General features: G+C 70.5%; 19 protein-coding genes. 8 read left to right on the forward strand and 11 right to left on the reverse strand.

Translation table 11 applies throughout. The annotated features are described in order from the left end of the window. Positions 1–36 precede the first annotated feature (36 nt). From FB384_RS03490 to FB384_RS03500, 3 genes are read right to left on the reverse strand one after another with little or no spacing between them, the layout of a single operon-like run. Positions 37–1,290 (reverse strand): bifunctional RNase H/acid phosphatase, encoded by a 1,254-nt coding sequence (locus FB384_RS03490; RefSeq protein ID WP_183779100.1) that lies wholly within the window; start codon positions 1,288–1,290, stop codon positions 37–39. Next, positions 1,287–2,024: a zinc ribbon domain-containing protein gene (locus FB384_RS03495; protein ID WP_183784892.1), complete on the reverse strand. Its 738-nt coding sequence runs from the start codon at positions 2,022–2,024 to the stop codon at positions 1,287–1,289. The genes FB384_RS03490 and FB384_RS03495 overlap by 4 nt, the downstream gene beginning before the upstream one ends. Beyond that, positions 2,021–2,866: a Nif3-like dinuclear metal center hexameric protein gene (locus FB384_RS03500; protein WP_183779102.1), complete on the reverse strand. Its 846-nt coding sequence runs from the start codon at positions 2,864–2,866 to the stop codon at positions 2,021–2,023. Before FB384_RS03500 ends, FB384_RS03495 begins: the two co-directional genes overlap by 4 nt. Before the next feature lie 358 nt (positions 2,867–3,224). Between FB384_RS03500 and FB384_RS03505 the strand changes: the two genes are divergently transcribed. From FB384_RS03505 to FB384_RS03530, 6 genes are all read left to right on the forward strand, one after another. Next, entirely contained in the window at positions 3,225–4,598 is a 1,374-nt protein-coding gene (locus FB384_RS03505) for an HNH endonuclease signature motif containing protein (RefSeq protein WP_183779104.1), read from the forward strand. Between the two features lie 51 nt (positions 4,599–4,649). After that, positions 4,650–5,135: a low molecular weight protein-tyrosine-phosphatase gene (locus tag FB384_RS03510; RefSeq protein WP_183784894.1), complete on the forward strand. Its 486-nt coding sequence runs from the start codon at positions 4,650–4,652 to the stop codon at positions 5,133–5,135. Next, on the forward strand, positions 5,114–6,022 hold the full coding sequence (locus FB384_RS03515) for a fructosamine kinase family protein (RefSeq protein ID WP_183779106.1): 909 nt from the start codon (positions 5,114–5,116) through the stop codon (positions 6,020–6,022). The genes FB384_RS03510 and FB384_RS03515 overlap by 22 nt, the downstream gene beginning before the upstream one ends. A gap of 66 nt (positions 6,023–6,088) precedes the next feature. Next, positions 6,089–7,000 carry an SURF1 family cytochrome oxidase biogenesis protein gene (locus FB384_RS03520; RefSeq protein WP_183779108.1) on the forward strand — a complete coding sequence of 304 codons (912 nt, stop codon included), beginning with the start codon at positions 6,089–6,091 and terminating at the stop codon, positions 6,998–7,000. Positions 7,001–7,183: 183 nt separating this feature from the next. Continuing rightward, a complete protein-coding gene (locus FB384_RS03525) occupies positions 7,184–7,930 on the forward strand; it encodes a M15 family metallopeptidase (protein WP_183779110.1) in 747 nt (248 codons plus the stop codon). 243 nt (positions 7,931–8,173) lie between these two features. Continuing rightward, entirely contained in the window at positions 8,174–8,917 is a 744-nt protein-coding gene (locus FB384_RS03530; RefSeq protein WP_183779112.1) for a M15 family metallopeptidase, read from the forward strand. Between the two features lie 25 nt (positions 8,918–8,942). On the opposite strand, the gene FB384_RS03535 is transcribed toward FB384_RS03530, so the two are convergent. From FB384_RS03535 to FB384_RS03560, 6 genes are all read right to left on the reverse strand, one after another. Next, on the reverse strand, positions 8,943–9,890 hold the full coding sequence (locus tag FB384_RS03535) for a cobalamin biosynthesis protein CobD/CbiB (RefSeq protein ID WP_183779114.1): 948 nt from the start codon (positions 9,888–9,890) through the stop codon (positions 8,943–8,945). A 100-nt stretch (positions 9,891–9,990) separates the two neighbouring features. Next, the gene (gene nudC / locus FB384_RS03540; RefSeq protein ID WP_183784896.1) at positions 9,991–10,980 is read right to left on the reverse strand and encodes an NAD(+) diphosphatase; all 990 of its coding nucleotides are present in this window, start codon (positions 10,978–10,980) and stop codon (positions 9,991–9,993) included. Further along, a complete protein-coding gene (locus FB384_RS03545) occupies positions 10,974–12,359 on the reverse strand; it encodes a M16 family metallopeptidase (protein WP_183779116.1) in 1,386 nt (461 codons plus the stop codon). Before FB384_RS03545 ends, nudC begins: the two co-directional genes overlap by 7 nt. Then, positions 12,356–13,642: a M16 family metallopeptidase gene (locus FB384_RS03550; protein ID WP_183779118.1), complete on the reverse strand. Its 1,287-nt coding sequence runs from the start codon at positions 13,640–13,642 to the stop codon at positions 12,356–12,358. Before FB384_RS03550 ends, FB384_RS03545 begins: the two co-directional genes overlap by 4 nt. 61 nt (positions 13,643–13,703) lie before the next feature. Then, a complete protein-coding gene (locus tag FB384_RS03555) occupies positions 13,704–14,615 on the reverse strand; it encodes a hypothetical protein (protein ID WP_228725950.1) in 912 nt (303 codons plus the stop codon). A gap of 54 nt (positions 14,616–14,669) precedes the next feature. Next, positions 14,670–15,626, reverse strand: a complete 957-nt coding sequence (locus tag FB384_RS03560) for a hypothetical protein (protein WP_228725951.1) — start codon at positions 15,624–15,626, stop codon at positions 14,670–14,672. Positions 15,627–16,168: 542 nt separating this feature from the next. On the opposite strand from FB384_RS03560, the gene FB384_RS03565 reads away from it, so the two are divergent. Together FB384_RS03565 and FB384_RS03570 are read left to right on the forward strand one after the other, a co-directional pair. Further along, positions 16,169–17,134 carry a neutral zinc metallopeptidase gene (locus tag FB384_RS03565; protein WP_323985111.1) on the forward strand — a complete coding sequence of 322 codons (966 nt, stop codon included), beginning with the start codon at positions 16,169–16,171 and terminating at the stop codon, positions 17,132–17,134. A 145-nt stretch (positions 17,135–17,279) separates the two neighbouring features. Then, positions 17,280–18,248, forward strand: a complete 969-nt coding sequence (locus FB384_RS03570) for a neutral zinc metallopeptidase (protein ID WP_228725952.1) — start codon at positions 17,280–17,282, stop codon at positions 18,246–18,248. A 13-nt stretch (positions 18,249–18,261) separates the two neighbouring features. Here the strand turns inward: FB384_RS03570 and FB384_RS03575 are convergent, their stop codons facing one another. Continuing rightward, positions 18,262–18,750, reverse strand: a complete 489-nt coding sequence (locus FB384_RS03575; protein WP_258938268.1) for a hypothetical protein — start codon at positions 18,748–18,750, stop codon at positions 18,262–18,264. Between the two features lie 189 nt (positions 18,751–18,939). Beyond that, entirely contained in the window at positions 18,940–19,947 is a 1,008-nt protein-coding gene (locus FB384_RS03580; protein ID WP_183784907.1) for a potassium channel family protein, read from the reverse strand. Between the last annotated feature and the right edge of the window lie 27 nt (positions 19,948–19,974).

The following is a 19,974-nucleotide window of genomic DNA, read 5'->3' on the forward strand; positions in this document are numbered from 1 at the left end:
CTCGAACTCAGGTTACTCCGTACCCTCGGGCAGGTGTCACCGAAGGTGGGACACGTCGTTGACGAGCCGCACACTGGCGTTGCCGTCCGGGTAGAAGTCGGCGATCGACAGCGACGCCGGGTCGAGATGCAGGCGGAACAACAGCGACGCACCGGCGTCGAGCGCCAGTCGCAGCAGCAGTTTGATCGGCGTGACGTGGCTGACGACGACGACCGTCCGGCCCTGGTACTTCCGGAGCAGCTGCTCGTATGCCTGCTGAACGCGCACGTACACCGCGTCGAAGCTCTCGCCGTCCGGCGGCGGCACCGACGTGTCGCTCATCCACCGGCCGTGCACGTCCGGGTCGCGCTGCGAGGCCTCGGCGAACGTCAGCCCTTCCCATGCGCCGAAGTCCGTTTCCCGCAACGACTGCTGCGTCTCGACCCGCGCGCCGAGGGCCTCGGCCACGGCCTGTGCGGTCGCCGCAGCACGCGTGAGGGGTGACGAGACGACGACAGGGTCGACGTCACGAACACTGTCCATTCCGGCCAGTCGTTTCGCCACGGCCTGCGCCTGCCACCGGCCCGTCTCGGTCAGCGCGACATCGCCGAGCCCGGAGTAGCGCCGGTCGACCGACATCTCCGTCTGGCCGTGCCGGACGAGCAGCAGCCGCGTCGGTGTTCCCGTCGCGCCCGTCCACCCGGTCGGTGCGCGACCTGCGGACTCGACTGTCTGTGCCTCGACAGTCGGCGCGTCGGCGGACACCGTCGTGGCGGGTGTTGTCGTGGCGGGTGTTGTCGGGGCGGGTGTGGTCGTGGCGGATGCCGCGGCCAGCGGCAGCGCGGTCTGTTCGGCCTCCGCTGCAGGCTCCTGCTCTCCGACGGGCTCAGTGCTGCCGATGGCGGCCTGAGTGTCCATGGCCTCGTTGGCCAGCCGGTCGGCGTGAGAGTTCTTCGCGCGGGGAATCCACTCGTAGGTCACCCGCTGGAACCGGCCCGCGAGGTCACGCGCCTCGAGCGCGAGCGGCTGCAGCGCGGCGTTCTTGATCTTCCACCGACCGCACATCTGCTCGACGACCAGTTTCGAATCCATCTTGACGTCCACAGTGGACGCGCCGGTGGCGGCCGCGGCTTCGAGCCCCGCGACGAGACCGCTGTACTCGGCGACGTTGTTCGTGGCCGTCCCGATGCCGACCGCACGCTCTGCCAGCACCTCGCCGGTGTCGGCGTCCTTCACCACCGCGCCGTACCCGGCGGGCCCTGGATTGCCGCGCGAACCACCGTCCGCCTCGACGACGACACGTCTGCTCACAGGCCCGACTCCCCGGTACGGACCAGGATCGCGCCACAGTTCTCGCACGTGATGACGTCGTCTTCGGCCGCGTTCTTGATGTCCGACAGCTGACTGCGGTCGAGTTCCAGCTTGCACGCGCCGCACTGGCGCGAGCGCAGCAGCCCGGCACCGATACCCCGCTGTTCACGCACGCGGTTGTACGTCTTGAGCAGAGCTTCCGGGAACTTCGGCACGAGCGCGGCACGATCGGCGTCGCGCCGCGCCTGAGTTGCGTTGAGATCGGCGAGCACCTCGTCGCGGCGCGTCACGGCGTCCTCGAGGTCCTGCTCCGCCTTGTCGACCTCGGCCGCCGCGCGCTGTACCTCGATGTCGGCCGCCTCACGGCGTTCCATCAGCTCGAGCTGATCGTCCTCGAGGACCTGCTGCCTGCGCGAGAGCGTCTCCAGCTCGTGCTCCAGTTCGGTGAGCTGCTTCGCCCCGGCCGAACCGGACTCCATGAGCTTGCGGTCTCGGTCCGCGCGGACGCGCACGGACTCGACCTCGCGTTCCTGCCGCGTCACCTCACGTTCCAGATCGGATGCCGATGTCTGCGCGTTGACGAGCGCATCACGCTTGTCCCGCAGGGTCTTCTCGATACCCTCGATCTCGGCCAGCTCCGGCAGGTTCCGGCGCCGGTGGGCGACACGTGCGAGCTCCGCGTCCACTTCGGCGAGGTCCAGCAACTCGCGTTGCAGGGACGGGTCTGCCTTCACTTCGTACTCCCGTTCGCTCGGACGTTCCACGGATCGGTGCACCGTGTGGAGACGTGAACCTCGACGTTACCCGCCTGCCCGATCACGTCGGCCGCTTGCCCGCACCACGGCCATTCGCTCGCCCAGTGCGTCAGACCGACCAACGCGGGGACCGCGCCGGGCTGCTCGAGATGCTCTCCAGCAGGGTGGTGCCGCAGGTCCGCCGTGACGTACGCGTCGACGCCCGCGGCCGTCGCCGTGTCGAGAAAACCGTCGCCCGCGCCGCCGGATACCGCCACGGTGCGGATCAGGCGGTCGGCGTCCCCCGCGCCGTACACGCCGGGGGCGGTGGCCGGCAGTGCCGCGCCAACGCGATCGACGAACGCGGCGAACGGTTCCGGTTCCGGCAGCACGGCGATGCGGCCGAGCCCGGTGTCGGCGCCGTCGACGTGCGGGACGAGTGGACGCTGGACGTCGAGTCCGATGACCGCGGCGAGCGCGTCGGAGACACCGGGGCTGGCGGAATCAGCGTTGGTGTGCGCGCAGAACAGCGCCACACCCTCGCGGATCATGCGGTGGACGAGCGAGCCCTTCGACGTGTCCGCTGGAACGCCGTGCACCCCACGGAGCAGAAGCGGATGGTGGGCGACGATCAGCTGTGCACCGAGTTCCAGGGCCTCGTCGACGGTGGCGGCGACCGGGTCGACACAGACCAGCACGCGGTCGACCCGGTCGGCCGGATCGCCGCACACGAGGCCGACCGCGTCCCACGACTCGGCGAGCTCGCGGGGATACGCCGTGTCCAGTGCGGCGACGACGTCGGCGACGGCCGGCGCGGGGGAGTTCGGACTGGTGGCGGGCATGGCGCGATCCTCCCATGCGGCTGTTTCCGCGCAGGCACGCCGCCGAAGGAACGCCACGGCTCGTCGGGCCATTTGATGTCGGGCGGAGCTGGACGGGTCCGGGGCGGCTGTGCCTGCCGGAGGTACCTGTCCGGATGACACCTGACCGGCCCAGTCAGACGAGACCGATAGTCTCGACAAGGCACGACGCGTTCTCCGAGGTCGACACGGCCGATACACCGTCGGACTTTTGCGGAAGCGCACGAGTGGTGACACTCGCGCGCCATCCACCGCGGCACGGCGGCCACGGTCCGAAGCCGCCGAATACCCGAACAGGTGTTCGCAATGCCGCGTAGGCGTAGGTAGCGTCGGCGGGGTGATGGATGGGGGAACAGAACTGGACGAGATGGTCCGCATCGAACGGGCCGTCGCACGACTACACGCACGCTTCGTGAACGCGGCCGCGCGATTCGTCGCCGTACGCGGACACACGGAGGAATCCGCCGCAGAGGTCGGCGTCGCACTCGGCTGGACCGGAAGATTCGCCCGACAGCGACTCGATCTCGCCGAACAACTGGTGAAACGATTACCGCACACGCTGGACGCGCTCACCCATGGCGAGGTCGACCTGGTCAAGGCGTCGAAGGTCGCCGGCCCGACCGCGACCTTGCCGGACACCCTGGCGATCCGGGTCGACCAGCTGATGGCCGGACGACTCGACGGCGCCACCGCCGGGTCGATACAGCGGCTCGTCAAGAAGACCGTGCTCGACGTCGATCCCGACGGCCAGGCCGAGCGAGCTCAGCAGGAACGCGCCCAACGGCACGTTCGACTCAGCCACAACGACGGCAGCACGGCCACCCTGGCCGCCGAACTGCCCGCCGAGACAGCTCAAGCCGCATACGCCCGCGTCGACACCACGGCCCGGACCCTGCGTCGCGGCGGCGACCGCCGGAGCCTCGACCAGCTCCGCGCCGACGTCTACAGCGACCTGCTGCTCGGCCGCGACGAGACTGCCGTCGCCGCCGCCCTGCCCACCCAGGCACCGTCACCACCAGCCGTGACGTCCCCGCCCCCGAAGGCGGATGTGTTCGTCCACATCGACCTCACAACACTCGTCGGTCTGACGGAAAGACCGGCCGAGCTCGCCGGACACGGCCCGCTGCCCGCCCCTGTGGCACGAGCGATCGCGCACGACCCGGCCTCGACCTGGCGGCGGATCATCACCGACCCGCACACCGGCGTCCCACTCGACGTCGGACGCACCCGATACCGGCCACCGAAAGCGCTCGCCGACTACGTCAAAGTCCGCGACCGCACCTGCCGCTTCCCCGGATGCCACCGACCCTCCGACCACGTCGACCTCGACCACGTCATCCCCCACGGTTGCGACGGACCCACCTGCGCGGCCAACCTCATCGGACTCTGCCGACACCACCACCAGGTCAAACACAGCCCCGGCTGGACCTTCCGGCTCGAAGCCGACGGCACGGTCCACATCACGACACCCACCGACCGGCGGATCACCGCGCCGCCACCACACGAAAAGGACCTCGGCACCCGGCGCACGAGCGCCGGCAGCACCGGCGACAGTCCCGGCACCCAGGAACCGCGGCGACGGCCCGAACCCCACACCGGTGGCCGACCACGCGGCAAGACACGCCATCGGCGCAGGCGCCGTCCACGGGGTGACGCCACTCCGCAGGACGGCCCCGCCCGGCGAACGAACCCGGCGCGCGACGCAAGCCCGTGACGACGACCGGACCGACGAACGCGCCGGCCGATTCGGCAGACTGAGACCGTGATGGACCAGCAGCGCCCCGACGGCAACCTCCACATCTGCTTCGTCTGCACGGGCAACATCTGCCGCTCCCCGATGGCAGCGCTCGTGTTCCGCAAGCAACTCGACGACGCAGGTCTCACCGACAACGTCACGGTCACGAGCGCCGGCGTCGGGCCCTGGCACGTAGGCGAGCCCGCGGATGCCCGCGCCCGCGCCACCCTGCGCGCCGCCGGCTACCCCGACGACCACGTCGCCGCGCAACTCGGCAGCCACCACGACGACGCGGACCTGTTCGTCGTCGCCACGAAGAGCCACCTGCGCGACGTCACCGACTTCGCAGGTGACCCCAGCCGGGTCGCTCTACTCCGCAACTTCGACCCGTCCGCGCCCGCCGACGCCGAAGTGCCCGACCCGTACTACGGCGGCGACGACGGCTTCACCGACGTCCTCGACATGATCGAACGCGCCATGCCGGAGCTGATCTCATGGGCACGCACCCGACTGTGACCGCCTACGACGCGATCGTCCGCCACACCGACGCCCAGCCCACCGACATCCGCCCGCTCAGCGGCGGTGCGGTCGTCGCACGCCTCAACGACCGCACAACCACCGTGGTGGCCAAGCCCGCAGCAGGCCCGAACGCCACCGCCGCCGAAGGCGCAGGCCTGCGCTGGCTGGCCGAACCCGGCGACGTGCCCGTACCGCATGCGCACGGCTGGGACGACGACTGGCTGGTGCTCGACTACATCGAACCCGCCGGCGGCTCCCCCTCGCCTGCCGCAGCCGAATCCTTCGGGCGCGGCCTCGCTGCCCTGCACCTCCGCGGCGCACCCGCCTTCGGCTCCCCACCACCCGACGGACCGGTCGACGCCTGGATCGGCCTCGCCCCGATGGCCAACGACACCACGCACGACGACGGCACATGGGCCACCTTCTACGCCCGAGACCGAATCGAACCGTACGTCCGCACCGCCGTCGACCAAGGCATCTTCGGTGCGGACGAGGCTGCCGTGTTCGACGCAGTCTGCACCCGCCTCCCCGAACTGCAACCGGGCACCGAACCACCCGCACGCCTCCACGGCGACCTGTGGACCGGCAACCTGCACTGGGGCACCGACGGCCGCGGCTGGCTCATCGACCCAGCCGCCCACGGTGGCCACCGCGAAACCGACCTCGCGATGCTGCGACTGTTCGGAGCGCCGCACCTCGACCGCATCCTCGGTGCCTACGCCGAAACCGCCACGGACGCGGGCAATCCCCTCGCCACCGGCCACGAGGACCGCGTCGGCCTGCACCAACTGTTCCCTCTCCTCGTCCATACGGTGCTGTTCGGCGGCGGCTACGCTCGCCAGGCACTGACCGCCGCACAGCAGGCCCTCCGCGCCACTCGCTGAGACGCACACCGCGCAAGACACGACCACTCGATGAGGCGCCCGGCGTGGCCGCCTACCGTAGTGGGTGTGCGGTGGAAGTTCCTGCTCAAGCCCGGCTGGCTGGCGTTGACGGTGGTGGTGCTCGTCTTCGCCGCCCTGTGCTTCACCGTGCTCGCCCCGTGGCAGTTCGATCGGCACGAGGAACGTACCGCCCGGAACAACGCCGTGTCCTCGTCCACTGCCGCCTCTCCCCAACCGTTGGCGGAACTGCTGCCCGGCAACTCAGCTCCGGACGGCGACACCGAATGGCGGCGCGCCGTCATCGAGGGCACCTACCTTCCCGACGACGAGGTCATCGCGCGGCTTCGTACCGTGCAGGGCGAACCGGCATTCGAGGTGCTCACGCCGTTGCGCACGACCGGCGGCCCGATCGTGCTGATCAACCGCGGTTTCGTGCGTCCCGCAAACGACACGGGCGTTCCGGACTTCGCAGCCCCGCCGCAGGGCCGCGTCACCGTCGAGGCCCGCGTGCGCATCGACGAGAACGATCCGTCGAACCGGGATGCGTTCGCCGACGAGACCACCGGCGGCAGGCTGCACTCCTACTCGGTGGATTCGCAGGTGGTGGCTCGGGCAACCGGTCTGGACATCAAGCCGGGCTACTATCAGCTCGAACCCGGCGAGCCCGGGGTGCTGACGGCACTGCCGCTCCCCCAGCTCGAGGCCGGGCCGTACTTCTCGTACGCGCTGCAGTGGATCGCGTTCGGTGCGATGGCGCTGCTCGGCTGGCTCTACTTCACGATCCGTGAAGCCCGCCCGGGCGGCGCCCTCGCCGACTCCGCAGAGGCCGCTTCCGGCGACGCGGCCGAGCCCACGACCGCCGAGTCGGCAGGGACGTCGGCAGGGCAACAGCAGCAGGGCAAGCACCCGGGCAAGCAGAAGCGCAAGTCGGTGGCACAGATCCTCGCCGAGGACGACGAGGCCGACGCACTCCGCTGAGCGACGTCTTTCGGTAACGCCTGCGTGTGCTTTCCGTGACTTCGGACGGCTGTTTCCCACTTTCTACCTAGAACGTTCGTCGGTTTCTTTCATATCCCCACCAAAGGACCGGGACAACTCGGGCAGATTGCCTATCGCGTGCCGAATCCCCCAACGCGGCACCTGGACAACTGCGGAGGTCCCATGCGTAAACGTTTCTTATCCCTTCTGGCTGCCGCAGCCGTTGCTGCGGCCGGCCTCACGGCCGCCACGGCGGTGACGACGCCGGCACCTGCCAGCGCGGCCTCGTGTTACGAATGGTCGAGCACCCTGTCTCGCGGTGATAGCGGCTCTGACGTGAAGGAGCTGCAGATCCGGGTTGCGGGCTGGGTGAGCCACGGTGAGCACCTCGTCATCGACGGCGTGTACGGCCCGGCGACCGAGGCGGCTGTCAAGCGGTTCCAGTCCGGTTACGGCCTCGGCGCCGACGGTGTGGCCGGTCCGCAGACGTTCAGCAAGATCTACGACCTGACGTCGAGTGACTGCACTCCGGCTCACTTCTCCTACTCGGAGTTCGACGACAACTGCGGTGCCAACAACTTCAACGGCGGCGCCGTGTCGGCGTCGACCGCGAAGGAGAACACCCGCCGGGTCATGTGGCAGCTCGAGGCGATGCGCCACAAGTTGGGCGACCGGCCCATCGGCATCACGTCAGGTTTCCGCAGCTACTCGTGCAACAGCGCTGTCGGAGGTTCGTCGTCGAGTCGCCATCTCTACGGCGAGACGGCCGACATGGGCATCGGCGCGAATGTTCACTCCCAGTGCACGCTGTATCACGCTGCATGGAAGGCCGGTTTCACGGAGATCCTCGGGCCGGGCTACAGCGGCCACAACGACCACGTCCACGTGGCCAACGATCCGAGCCCGTTCCGCAGTGCCCCGAACTGCTGATTGTTCGCACCCCTGTGACGGGGGTGGTCCTGGTGCCGCACCGGGACCACCCCCGTTCTCGTGTGCGGATGCGGTGACGAACGCTGGCGACGCGGTTCGCGCTTCCCCCACTCCGCGAATCCGACTTTCGCACCCCGCCGTTGGTATGCATTCACCGGAATCGCTGGCCCTTCGTCAACTCCTCACGCCAAGGTTCCGGATGTGCCGACCGGTCGGCACGTCGGCAACGACCCTGGAGGTGCCATGCGCAACCGAGTTCTCTCCGTGGTGGCGGCGGCCGCACTCGCGGCCGGCGGCCTCACGACCGCGACGCTCGTCAACCCGGCGACGGCAGCAGCCGACGGCTGTTTCACCTTCGACAGCGATCTGTCCGAAGGCGACAGCGGCGCCGCGGTCGAAGAGCTGCAGGTCCGCGTCGCCGGCTGGGTGAGCCGCGGCGAACATCTGACGATCGACGGCGAGTTCGGCCCGGCGACCGAGGCCGCCGTCGAACGCTTCCAGGAAGGCTACGACATCGCACCGTCCGGGGTGGTCGACGCCGAGACACGCGAGGTGCTGCACGCCCTCGGGCAGGACGACTGCACTCCCGAGCACTTCTCCTACTCCGAGTTCGACGACAACTGCGGCGCCAACAACTTCGAGGGCGGCAAGGTCGACGCCGCCACCGCGAAGGAGAACTCCCGCCGCGTCATGTGGCAGCTCGAGGCCATGCGCCACAAGCTCGGCGACGTCCCGCTCGGCATCACATCCGGTTTCCGCAGCGTGTCGTGCAACGACTCGGTCGGCGGGTCGAGCACCAGCAGGCACATGTACGGCGAGACGGCTGACCTCGGTATCGGGGCGAACGAACACCCGCAGTGCACGCTGTACGACGCCGCGCACGAGGCCGGGTTCACCGAGATCATCGGGCCGGGCGCGGAGGGCCACAACGACCACGTCCACGTGGCCAACGACCCCACCCCGTACAGCTCTGCGCCGAACTGCTGACGCCGACGGACGCGCCGTCGCCTTCCTAGCGGCGGCGCCTGCCGAGGCCGGATACGGCCGCCAGCACGGCCGACACACCTGCCGTGCAGAGCCCGACCACACGGGACAGTTCGACGGCGCGCGTCACGTGACCGGCGTCGGGGTTGCGTCCCGCACCGAGCACCGGCAGTTCCGCCACACCACGCGGGTAGACCGTCCGGCCGCCGAGGCGGATCTCGAGCGCCCCGGCGAATGCGGCTTCGGCGCGCCCCGCGTTCGGACTGGGGTGGGCGGCGGTGTCGCGGCGCCACGCCTGCCACGCACTCCGCGCGGAACCGCCGACGACCGGTGCCGCCGCCGTGGTCAGCGTGGCCGTGAGCCTGGCGGGCACGAGGTTCGCGATCTCGTCGAGGCGCCGTGCGACCGGATCGGCCGAGCGGGCAGAGGCGATGTCGAGTTCCATGCCGGGCCGCCTGCCGAGCACGGTGACGGTGCGGGCCGCCAGCATTCCCGGCAGTCCCGCGACGGCGCCCCAGACGAGCGGGGACACGACGGCGTTGGAGGTCTGGTCCGCGACGACTTCGATCGAGGCCCGCGACAAACCGGGCAGGTCCAGGTCCTCGGTGCAGCGCAGGTCGACGGTGGAGATGCGTGCGCGTGCGGTGTCGAAGTCGCCGTTCTCGAGGTCGCGGGCGAGTTCGGTGCCGTCGGCCGCGATCCGCGCCCCACCGAGGACGGACCACGTGCCCGCTGCGACCGCGAGCGTACGCAGTAACCGGTGACGACCCACCGCGCGTTCGACCAGCATGCCCACGGCGACGGCGCCGGTGGTCACCACCGTTGTCGCGCCGGCGGCCCCGATGCGCCGCGCCAGTGTGTCGGCGGCCTGCGGTAACGCGGCGACCGGACGGGGCGGGCCGGCCCGCCGCGGCTCGCCGATCAGACCGTCCGCAACCACGCCGAGCAGCAGCCCGACGGCTCGATGCGCACTCACGATCCGAAACCCCCAAACCGGTAAAGCTACGCAGCAGCCTACCGAGGGCCGCGATGCCGCTTCGCGGGGTCCGCGTCGACGCCCCGATCCTCGGCCGGCGCTACTGCTCCGCGGCGGCCCACGAGCGGATCATGACCGACGCGATCGACGTGCTGCCGGGCAGCAGCAGCTCGTCGTGCTCACCGTCGATGGCCGCGCGCACGTCGGCGCGACTGAACCAGCGTGCCTCCTCGATCTCCCCGTCGGCGGGCGTCAGCTCGGCGCCGTTGACGGTCCGTGCCGCGAATCCGAGCATGATCGACCGGGGGAACGGCCACGGCTGGCTGCCCAGGTAGCGCACGTCGGTGACGGCGACGCCGACCTCCTCGAGTACTTCACGTTCGACGCAGCCCTCGAGCGATTCGCCCGCCTCGACGAATCCCGCCAGCACCGAGTACCGCTTCGGCGGCCACACGGGCTGCCGCGCCAGCAGCACGTTGGCGCCGTTGACGCCGATGTCGTCGTGCACCAGACAGATCACCGCCGGATCGGTGCGCGGGTACTCCTCGCGGTCACATCCGGTGCAGTGGGAGATCCAGCCGAACTGCACCAGTCGGACCGCGGAACCGCACCGAGTGCAGAACGTGCCGCGTCGGTGCCAGTTCCGCAGCGCCTCCGCGGTCGTCAGCAGACCGGCCGACGTGTCGTCGAGCAGTGCGCCGTGACCGCGCAGATCGAGCCACGCCTCGTCGGCGCTGACCGGCACTTCCTGTCGCACACCCCAGCCACCGTCGAGTTCGATCGTGTCCGATTCGGACGGCGGGTCAACGGGCAGCATCCAGTAGTCGACGCCTTCCCATTCGCCGAGGAACGACGCCCCGGCGGGCGGTTCCCCTGCGAACTCGGCGGCCTTCCGGGTGCTCAGGGAGGCGGGTCCGGAGTCGACGTCCTCGCGCCGGACGGGTGTCCGGCCCCCGTGGTCGATGACCATGATCCGCGCGTCCGGCCACCGTGCGGTGAGGCGTTGCGGGTCCGTCCGCAACGCCTCCTGCCGGTCCACTGTGGACCGCGACAGCGCCGGAACCTCCTGCAGCTCGAACGGCCTCACGATTCCGGGTCCGCGACGCGCACACCGCCGAGGGCCTCGAGCTGCGGGCCGAGCACATCGGCGTCCCCGACGACGACACCGGTGAAACGGACCGGTGCGAAGATCTCCAGCGCCGCCTCGGCGACCTGTTCGGTCGTCACCGCGGCGAGCCGCTCCGGGTGGCCGAGCAGCCAGTCGAGCCCGAGGCCCACCGCGGTGAGGCCGATCAGCTGGTTCGCCAACCCGGCCTGCGACGCCGCCCCGATCAGCATCGAGCCCGTGGCGTACTGCCGCACCGTCTCGACCTCGGAGTCGGTCGGCGGCACGAGGCCGAGCCTGCCGAGTTCGTAGCGGGTCTCCAGCAGCGCGGCCGCGGTGACATCGCTCGCGGTGTCCGCGTCGACCTGCACCGTCGCCTTGCCTCTGGTGAACTCGAATCCGGAGTGGGCGCCGTAGGTGTAGCCCTTGTCCTCGCGGATGTTTTCCATGAGCCGCGACGAGAAGTAGCCGCCGAACGTCAGGTTCGCCAGCTGCGCCGCCGGATAACGCTCCGCGGTGCGCGGCAGGCTCTGCGCCGACAGGCGGAGCTGCGACTGCACGGCGCCGGCACGCGGCACGAGCACCAGATCCCCGCCCGTGAGGTCGGGCAACTCGGGCAGTTCCCGTGCCACGACGTCGGAACGCCAGCCGTCGAGAGCCCGCTCGACCTCGGTGACCGCGGTCTGCGGATCGATGTCACCGACGAGCACCAGCACCGAGCCCCGCGGCAGGACCGCCGCGGGGTGCAGTGCCCGCACCGCTTCCGGTGTCACCTGCTCGACGTCCTCGGGTCGCGGCATCTCGCGGGTGTACGGATGGTCGCCGTACCGCTGCCGCTGCAACGCCTCCCTCGCGATCACCCGGGGCTGGGTGCGCGCGACGGCCAGGCGTTCGACCAGTCGTGCCGCCTCGAGCTCGACCTCGTGGTCGGCGTAGGTGGCTTCGGTGAGGATGTCGGCGAGTACGTCGAGCAGGGTCGGCAGGCCGCTCGCGAGCGCGCTCGCCGAGACGGACAGATGCTCCGGGTCGACGGCCACGCCGAGGTCGCCGCCGATGAGCGCCAGGTCGGTGTCCATCGCGACCCGGTCCCGCCGGCGCGTGCCGGTCGCGATCGTGTCGGCCAGCACCTCCGCCGTGGCCGGGTGCATCGGGTCGTCACTGGCGAACGGGATCGCCATGCGCAGTTCGGCCATCGGCGAACCGGGCTTGCGCACCGCCAGCACCCGCAACCCGTTGCCGATCTCGGTGTCGACGTGCTCCGGCGGACTGGCCGACCGCTGCTCGCCCAGCGGCGGCAGTTCGCGGGGCCCCACCGGGGTCCGGCCGATCTCCTCCGCGGTGCGGTGGGTCTGCGATGCGGTCACTGGGTACCTCCCTGCGCGGGCTCGACGAGAAGGACGGCGCGCGAATCCGGCCGCAGCCCCTTCGCCGCGTGCGACACCTGGTCCGCCGACACGGCGGCGATCCGGTCGGCGACCTCGTGCATGAGCGCGGCGTCGCCGTAGAGCAGTTCGAACGAACCGAAGCCGAGGGTGCGGTTCACGAGGCGGTCGTGCTCGGCGTGCAGCATCGCGCTCCAACGCGCCGTCACCCGCGCCAGTTCGTCACTGGTGGGCGGTTGTGCGGCAAGCGACTCCAGTTCCTCGTCGACGGCTCCGAGGATGCGGTCCACCCCGACGTCGGGGGTGTGCATCGCCGTGATCGAGAACGTGTCGGGATCGCGCGCCTCGAACGGCCCGAACAGGCCCGCCCCGGCGTTGATGTCGGTGACGAGCGGTTCGCCGTGCACCAGTCGCTGCTGCAGCCGGGACCCGTCGCCGTCGACGAGGACGCTGGCGAGTACGAGGTGCGCCAGGTAGGCGTCGATTTCGCCGACCGGGTCGGGCATGCGGTAGCCGACGGCCAGTGCGGGCAGCGGAGCGTGCGGATCGGCGTGTGTCTCGCGGATCTCGCTCGTCGGCCGGGGTTCGGCGAACGACGGCCGTTGGGGCCGCGGGCGTGCGGGCACGTCGCCGAAATGCTTCTCGATCAGTTCGCGCGCCCGGTCGACCTCGATGTCGCCCGCGACGGTGAGCACCGCGTTGGCGGGTGCGTAGTAGGTGTCGAAGAACGCGGCGCAGTCTTCGAGGCTGGCCTGTTCGAGGTCGGTGAAGTCGCCGTAGCCGTTGTGGGCGTTGGGAAACGTGTTGTAGAGCACCGGCGGCAGCAGGATCCACGGGAATCCGCCGTAGGGCCGGTTCAGCACGTTGAGGCGGATCTCCTCCTTGACCACGTCGATCTGGTTGGCCAGGTTCTCGGCGGTCAGTTTCGGCGCGCGCATGCGGTCGGCCTCGAGGAACAGCGCGCGCTCGAGCGCCGCGGACGGCAGCACCTCGAAGTAGTCCGTGTAGTCGGGGTGCGTCGAGCCGTTGAACGAGCCTCCGCTGCCCTGGACGTGCCGGAAGTGGGCCAGCTTCTCCAGGCTTTCGCTGCCCTGGAACATCAGGTGTTCGAACAGGTGCGCGAAGCCGGTGCGGCCTTCGGGTTCGGAACGGAAACCCACGTCGTAGTGCACGCTGACGCCGACGACCGGGGCGCTCCGGTCTGGCGCCAGAACCACCCGCAGGCCGTTGTCCAGTGTCAGTCTGTGGAGAACGGGTTCGGCCATGTAGCCACCCTACGGGAGGCCCACGCGTGGTCACGTCGCCTTCACCGATATCGGGCGCCGGTCAGCCGGAACGGTCCGCCGCGAGCCGGAGCGCCGCGTCGAGGTGCTCGCGCCGCATCCGCTGATCGAGGTAGATCAACGCCGTGACGGCGGCGCTGAACGGCACCGCGACGGTCTGGGCGACGACGCTCCCGATCCCGAGGATCAGCCGATGTCCGGCCAGCGTGCCGTCGGCCAACGACGGCGTGCCTGCCCCCAGCGGCAGGAGCTGGGTGACCAGCAGCTGGATGATCACGCTGATCAGGAGCGTGATCAGCAACGCCGCAAACAGCCGGCCGCACACGTGCCACCATGCGCCGGCGACCAGGTTCACCGACCGCCTCACTGCGACGGTGACCCCGCTGTGGCGTTCGTGCACCAGCGCGGGCACGGCCAGGCCGAGGAACACGTACGCCACGACGCCGGGGACGACCAGCAGGACCAGTCCTGCGACGGTGACCGCCGTGACGACGATCGTCAGCCCCAGCACCGGCAGGAGCCGCGGCCTGAACTCGGCCCACACGTCACCGGCGGTCACGGGTTCGCCCACGACGGCGCGGCCGACCACCACCGTCAGCACGCCGACGACGAGCGCGTGTGCCAGCAGGTCGACGAACGCGAACGCGGCGTTGACGGCCAGCGCGTTCACGGACATCTCCCAGACCCGCCCCGGCTGTGCCAGCAGATACAGCTCCGCAACCTGCACCAGCACCACGTGGATCAGGGCGATGAGGGCGGCCGCACCGAAGACGACGCCGGCGTGCCTGCGCATCGTTGCGACCGCACCGTCGGTGATCTCGGCGAGCCGCAACGGGCGCAACGGGCTCACCCCGGGCTGCGGCGCCTCGGCTTCGCCCGGGGCCGGGCCGTCTCCCGGAGACGGGTGACGCGGCTCCCCGGGGTCGCCGTGCGGCATACCGCTCGAATCGTCCATACCACCCAGACTGTCACGGGGTGTGCCACGCCGATCCACGCCCAGGGCTCGCGGTCACATGTTGGCGGCGCGGCGCAGCTCCGGTGCGAGGTTCTCACGGCGGATGCGCTGGTCGATGTAGATCAGCCCGGCGACCAGCGACATGAACGGGGTGACGATCGTGCTGGTGATGACGGTGCCGATCTCCTGGATGAACACGTCACCCCCGCTGAGTGCCTGGCCGGGCGGCGGCGCAGCCAACGAGAACGGGAGGCCGATGACCAGGCTGACGCCGACACCGATGACCACGGCGGCGAGCAGGAACCCGAACACCCGCCACCACGAACCCTTGACCAGGGCCACCGAGCGCTTGATCGCCGAACCGATGGTGCCGCGTTCGAGCACCAGCGCCGCCGTGGCCAGGCTGAGGTAGACCCAGAGCGCGATCACCGGCAGGAGCGTCAACAGCACGCCGAAGGCGCCCATCGCCGTGATCAGCAAGGCGCCGAACAGCCCGGCGACGATCACCTGGGCAGCCGTGACGACCACCGAAAGGCCGAGCACCGACAGCAGGCGTGGTTTGAGCTCGGCCCACGCCTCGCCGAACGTGATCGGCTTGCCGAGCACCGCCCTGCCGACCACCGTCATCAGCAGACCCGTGAGCACGGCCTGCACCAGCAGCATGACGGCGAGCTGGACGGCGAACGCGGGCAGCATGTCCCCCAGCATGTTCTCGAGCTGCTGCATCTGCCGTTCCGGCGAGGCGGCCGGGTCGATCTCCGCGACGTCGGCGAGCATCGACCGCGTCACGAAGTAGGACACTGCGCCGCTGATCACCGCGATCACGAACGACGTGCCGAACACGATGCCGGCGTACGACCGCATGGTGGTGAACGCGCCGCCGACGACCTCGCCCAGCCGCAGCGGTTCCAGCGGGATCACCCCGGGCTGCCGCCCGTCGTTGGCGCCGCCCGACGACGGGTAGCGCGGCAGCTCGGAGTCACCGTTCGACATGCCACTCGAATCGCTCATAACGCCGATCCTGCCATCCGGGTTCCACGCTGACCGGGCGACCGCGCCGTGGCCCCGTCCGGCTTCACTTATGCTCTGGCGCGCACGCGATCACCACTGGGGGAGCACACCGCATGACGCAGCCACCGCCCGGCCCGCCCGGCGGCGACCCGTACGGCCGCCAAGGCCCACCGGCCTCGCCCGGCCCGCAGGGACCGCCTGGCCCGCAGGGTCCACAAGGGCCGCAGGGGCCGCCCGGTGCCGGGGGCCAGTGGCCGGGCACTCCGCCGCCGCAGGGACCTCCGCCTCAGGGGCCTCCGTCTCAACAGGGGCCTCCGCCACCGCAGGGGCCTCCGCCACCGCAGGGGCCTCCGCCACCGCAGGGGCCTCCGCCTCAACAGGGACCCGCGCAGCATGGTCCACAACACCCCGGCGCTCCCCAGTACGGCCCGCCCCCGCAGGGGTCACCCGTTCAGGGCCCACCCCCGTACGGACCACCCCCGTACGGTCCTCCGCGTCCGCCGAAGTCGAACGGCCCGGCCATCGCCGCCGCTCTCGGCGGGGTGGGCGTACTGGCCGTGGTCGTGGTCCTCATCGCGACGCTGACCAGTGGCAACGACACGTCCGAGCGGTACGCCCACCGCGGCGTGGACGCACCGGCATCGACCACCACCGAGTCGAAGTCGACCACCGAGACCTCCACCGAGACGACCTCGCCGTCGAGCGAGACCGAGTCGAGCACGACGGGCAGCATCGTCACGTTCACCGAGGAATCCGGGGCCGAGGCGCCTGCCGGTCCGGAGAAGGTCTACAAGCTGGGCCAGCATCCGTTGTTCCAGAACACCGACGGCGGTCTCACGGCGAACGCGTGCCCACTGCCGGCGTGGCAGGACACCGACGCGGCGGCGAAAGCGTTCCTCACTGCCGCGAACGACTGTCTGAACACCACGTGGGGCGATCTGCTGCGCGCCTACAACCTGCCGTTCGAACGGCCGACGCTGCACTTCCCACGCGGCCGGTCGTACAACACGCCGTGCGGCACGGAACAGGTCAGCATCAAGCGCGCCGCCGTGTACTGCGAGAACAACCTGTACGTGCCCATCGCCGGGCTACAGCTCGAGAACTATCCCAACCGACCGGGCATCCACCTCGCGCTCCTGGCCCACGAGTACGGCCACCACGTGCAGTACGTGTCCGGCATCCTCGACGCGGCGTGGCAGCAGATCAACAACGCCGGCGGCCTCGGCACCACGAAGGGGGACGCGGTGTCGCGCCGGATGGAGCTGCAGGCACAGTGCTTCTCCGGCATGTTCATGGGGTCGCACACCGGTCGCAGCGGCGCCGACGGCGTCACACAGACCATGCTCGATCACGCCTGGTACAACCAGCAGGAACGCGGCGACGACACCTCCGGCACCACCGACCACGGCTCGAACGAGAACTACGCGGCCTGGTGGCAACAGGGCAGCCGCGACAACCGCCTGTACCAGTGCAACACCTGGCTCGCCGAGGCCGGCTCGGTGTCCTGACTGTCCGGTTCGCGCAGCCGGCGTCCGAGTTCTCCCCGCCCGCGTCAGCGCCCCACGGAGCGTCGACACCGGGCACACCCGGCCTGCGCCTAGGGTGCCCGGCTATGGTGATGGGAGCGACCAGTGAGGCGGACGGGGCCGCGACATGACAGATCCCGGACCGGACGCGGCGTCCGGTGAGGATTCCGGCGACATGCCGAGTTCGGGCCACGCGCGGCGCGGCGGCACCCGCACCCGCGTGCCGGTCGTCGTGTTCTCACTGGCGGGGGTCGTCCTGCTGGCACTGGCGAGCGTGCTGGCACTGGTCGCCTTCACCGGCGACGACGAGGGCGGCGCACCGTCCGGTGGCGGCAACGCGGGTTCGGCCCGGGCCACGGAGACGGTGCCGGGCGACATCCGCGCGCTCGGCGACCGGCCGATGCTCAAAGACCCCGACGCCGGACTGCAGGCCGTGTCGTGTTCGCTCCCCGAGTGGCGGAGCAACCCGGCCGCGGCGCAACGGTTCTTCACCGTCGCCACCGACTGCCTGAACCGCGCGTGGGAGCCGTTCCTGCGTCGCTACGACCTGCCGTTCCGCGAGCCGACACTGCACTTCCCCGACGGCCCCTCGTTCCGCACGCCGTGCGGCGACATCCGCGTCGACGTGACGACCGCGGCCTACTACTGCAACGACAACCTCTACGTGCCGTTCGACGGCCTGCAGACCGACTACTACGGCCGCCAGGCCGGCATCTACCTGTCGGTGCTGGCCCACGAGTACGGCCACCATGTGCAGGAGGTCGCGGGGATCATGGACGGCGTGTGGGCGCAGATCAACGCGGCCGGCCAGCACAGTGAACGGGGTCAGGACCTGTCCCGCAGGCGCGAACTGCAGGCACAGTGCTTCTCCGGCATGTTCATGGGCGCCCACACCGGCCGCAGCGGCCCGGAGGGCGTGACCCAGCAGATGTTCGACGCCGCCTGGTACGACCAGGACACCCGCGGTGACGACACGTCGGGAACCACCGACCACGGCTCGAACGCCAACTACGCGGCCTGGTGGCGGGCGGGGGCGGAGTCGAACCGCATCGTCGACTGCAACACCTTCACCGCCCCGGCGTCGAAGGTGTCGTGATCCGGCACCGGCGTTACGCGAACCGTCCGGGAAGACCGCCCTGCCGGGGACCGCGGATCACGAGGAAGGCGTACACGCCGCCCGCCGCGCAGCTCAGCACCAGCAGCGCCATGCCGAGCGGCCTGCCCAGCTCACCCATTCCCGCATCCGTGCTGGCCAGGTGCACCGAGATCGGTTCACCGGCGGGCTCGGCCGGTTGGTCGGGCACGGCGATGTGCACGGTCTCGTCCTTGTCGTGCCCGCAGCCACTGAGCGTGCCCGTCCTGGTCGTGCCGCCGTCGGTGAACCGCACGGTCTCCCCCGCGGCCGCGTCGGTGCAGTCCGTGGGATCAGTGACGGTGGCCTCGACGGTGCGGTGATCCGCGCCGCCGGCCGTGGCGAACAGCGACGGGCCCGCCAGCCACGCCAGCGCCGTGATCACGAGGCCGGCCACGACCGCCAGCCCGGCCGACCGCCAGCCGACGGCGATCGCCGGTTTGCCCGATTCCGCTTGTTGCCGCACGCGCCCAATCGTCGCAGATATCCCGGCACCGGCCCAGAAAAGCCGGGGCAGCCAACATCACACCGTGACCGCGCAGTGTGACCGCCGGCGGCTCGTCCGACTACGACCGCACGGGAAGCCGTTTTCCCAGCTCAGCCCGCCCGGTGGCAGCGGAGAGCCGCCGGGTGAGGAGCTGCCCGTGTGCGCCCGTCAGCGCTCGTCGTCGTCATCCGATCCCGTAGTGTGACGGACATACAGCAGGCGGTCACCGGGTTCGAGCGCGTCGGCTTCGGGCGCATCCACCCGATAGAGCTGCCCCGCGCGGACGAGTCCGAGAACCGTGTCGGGCAGATGCCGCGGGGAACCGCCCTCCTCCTTCGGGGTGACCGGCCGCTCCGCGATCGCCAGGCCGGTCTCCGGGGTGAGCAGATCCTCGACCATGTCGACCACCAGCGGGGTGCGCGTGGCCATGCCCAGCAGCCTGCCCGCCGTCTCGCTGGAGACCACGACCTGATCGGCGCCCGACTGCTTCAGCAGGTGCACGTTCTCCGCCTCCCGCACCGAGGCCAGGATGCTCGCCTTCGGCGCCAGCTCCCGTGCAGTCAGCGTGACCAGCACCGCCGTGTCGTCGCGGTTCGGTGCGATGACCACCGACCGGGCACGCTGCACCCCGGCGACCCGCAGCACGTCCGCTCGCGTGGCGCTGCCGTGGACGGTGATCAGGCCGAGCGCGCTGGCGGCGTCGAGCGCCTGCTGGTCGGTGTCGACGACCACGACCTGGTTCGCCTCGACGTCGTGTTCCGCCAGGAGCGCGTTGATCGCGGACCGGCCCTTCGTGCCGAATCCGATGACCACCACATGGTCTCGCACCTTGTTCCTCCACTTCTGGATCCGCAGCGCCTGGCGCGAACGCTCCGTCAGCACCTCCAGTGTGGTGCCGACCAGCACGATCAGGAACGCCACCCGCAACGGGGTGATGACAACGATGTTGGTCAGCCGCGCGAAATCGGTCACCGGCGAGATGTCGCCGTAGCCGGTGGTCGACAGCGACACGGTCGCGTAGTAGGCGGCGTCCAGGAACGAGATACCGTCCCCGTTGCTGTCGGTGTACCCGTCGCGGCCGATGTACACGATGACCACGGCCACGAACAGGAAAAACACCGCGCCGACGATGCGCCGGACGATCGCGTTGAGCGGGCTGACCTTGGCATCCGGCATCCGGATGACGCCGACCAGCGCGTGGCC

Source organism: Prauserella sediminis (assembly GCF_014195435.1).
Taxonomy (GTDB): domain Bacteria; phylum Actinomycetota; class Actinomycetes; order Mycobacteriales; family Pseudonocardiaceae; genus Prauserella; species Prauserella salsuginis.

Excerpts from the sequence above, each read along its gene's own strand:
- FB384_RS03500 (WP_183779102.1), bottom strand. The coding sequence starts at position 2,866 with ATGCCCGCCACCAGTCCGAACTCCCCCGCGCCGGCCGTCGCCGACGTC.
- FB384_RS03505 (WP_183779104.1), top strand. The coding sequence starts at position 3,225 with ATGGATGGGGGAACAGAACTGGACGAGATGGTCCGCATCGAACGGGCC.
- FB384_RS03510 (WP_183784894.1), top strand. The coding sequence starts at position 4,650 with ATGGACCAGCAGCGCCCCGACGGCAACCTCCACATCTGCTTCGTCTGC.
- FB384_RS03515 (WP_183779106.1), top strand. The coding sequence starts at position 5,114 with ATGGGCACGCACCCGACTGTGACCGCCTACGACGCGATCGTCCGCCAC.
- FB384_RS03525 (WP_183779110.1), top strand. The coding sequence starts at position 7,184 with ATGCGTAAACGTTTCTTATCCCTTCTGGCTGCCGCAGCCGTTGCTGCG.
- FB384_RS03530 (WP_183779112.1), top strand. The coding sequence starts at position 8,174 with ATGCGCAACCGAGTTCTCTCCGTGGTGGCGGCGGCCGCACTCGCGGCC.
- FB384_RS03550 (WP_183779118.1), bottom strand. The coding sequence starts at position 13,642 with ATGGCCGAACCCGTTCTCCACAGACTGACACTGGACAACGGCCTGCGG.
- FB384_RS03555 (WP_228725950.1), bottom strand. The coding sequence starts at position 14,615 with ATGGACGATTCGAGCGGTATGCCGCACGGCGACCCCGGGGAGCCGCGT.
- FB384_RS03560 (WP_228725951.1), bottom strand. The coding sequence starts at position 15,626 with ATGAGCGATTCGAGTGGCATGTCGAACGGTGACTCCGAGCTGCCGCGC.
- FB384_RS03570 (WP_228725952.1), top strand. The coding sequence starts at position 17,280 with ATGACAGATCCCGGACCGGACGCGGCGTCCGGTGAGGATTCCGGCGAC.
- FB384_RS03580 (WP_183784907.1), bottom strand. The coding sequence starts at position 19,947 with ATGCCGGATGCCAAGGTCAGCCCGCTCAACGCGATCGTCCGGCGCATC.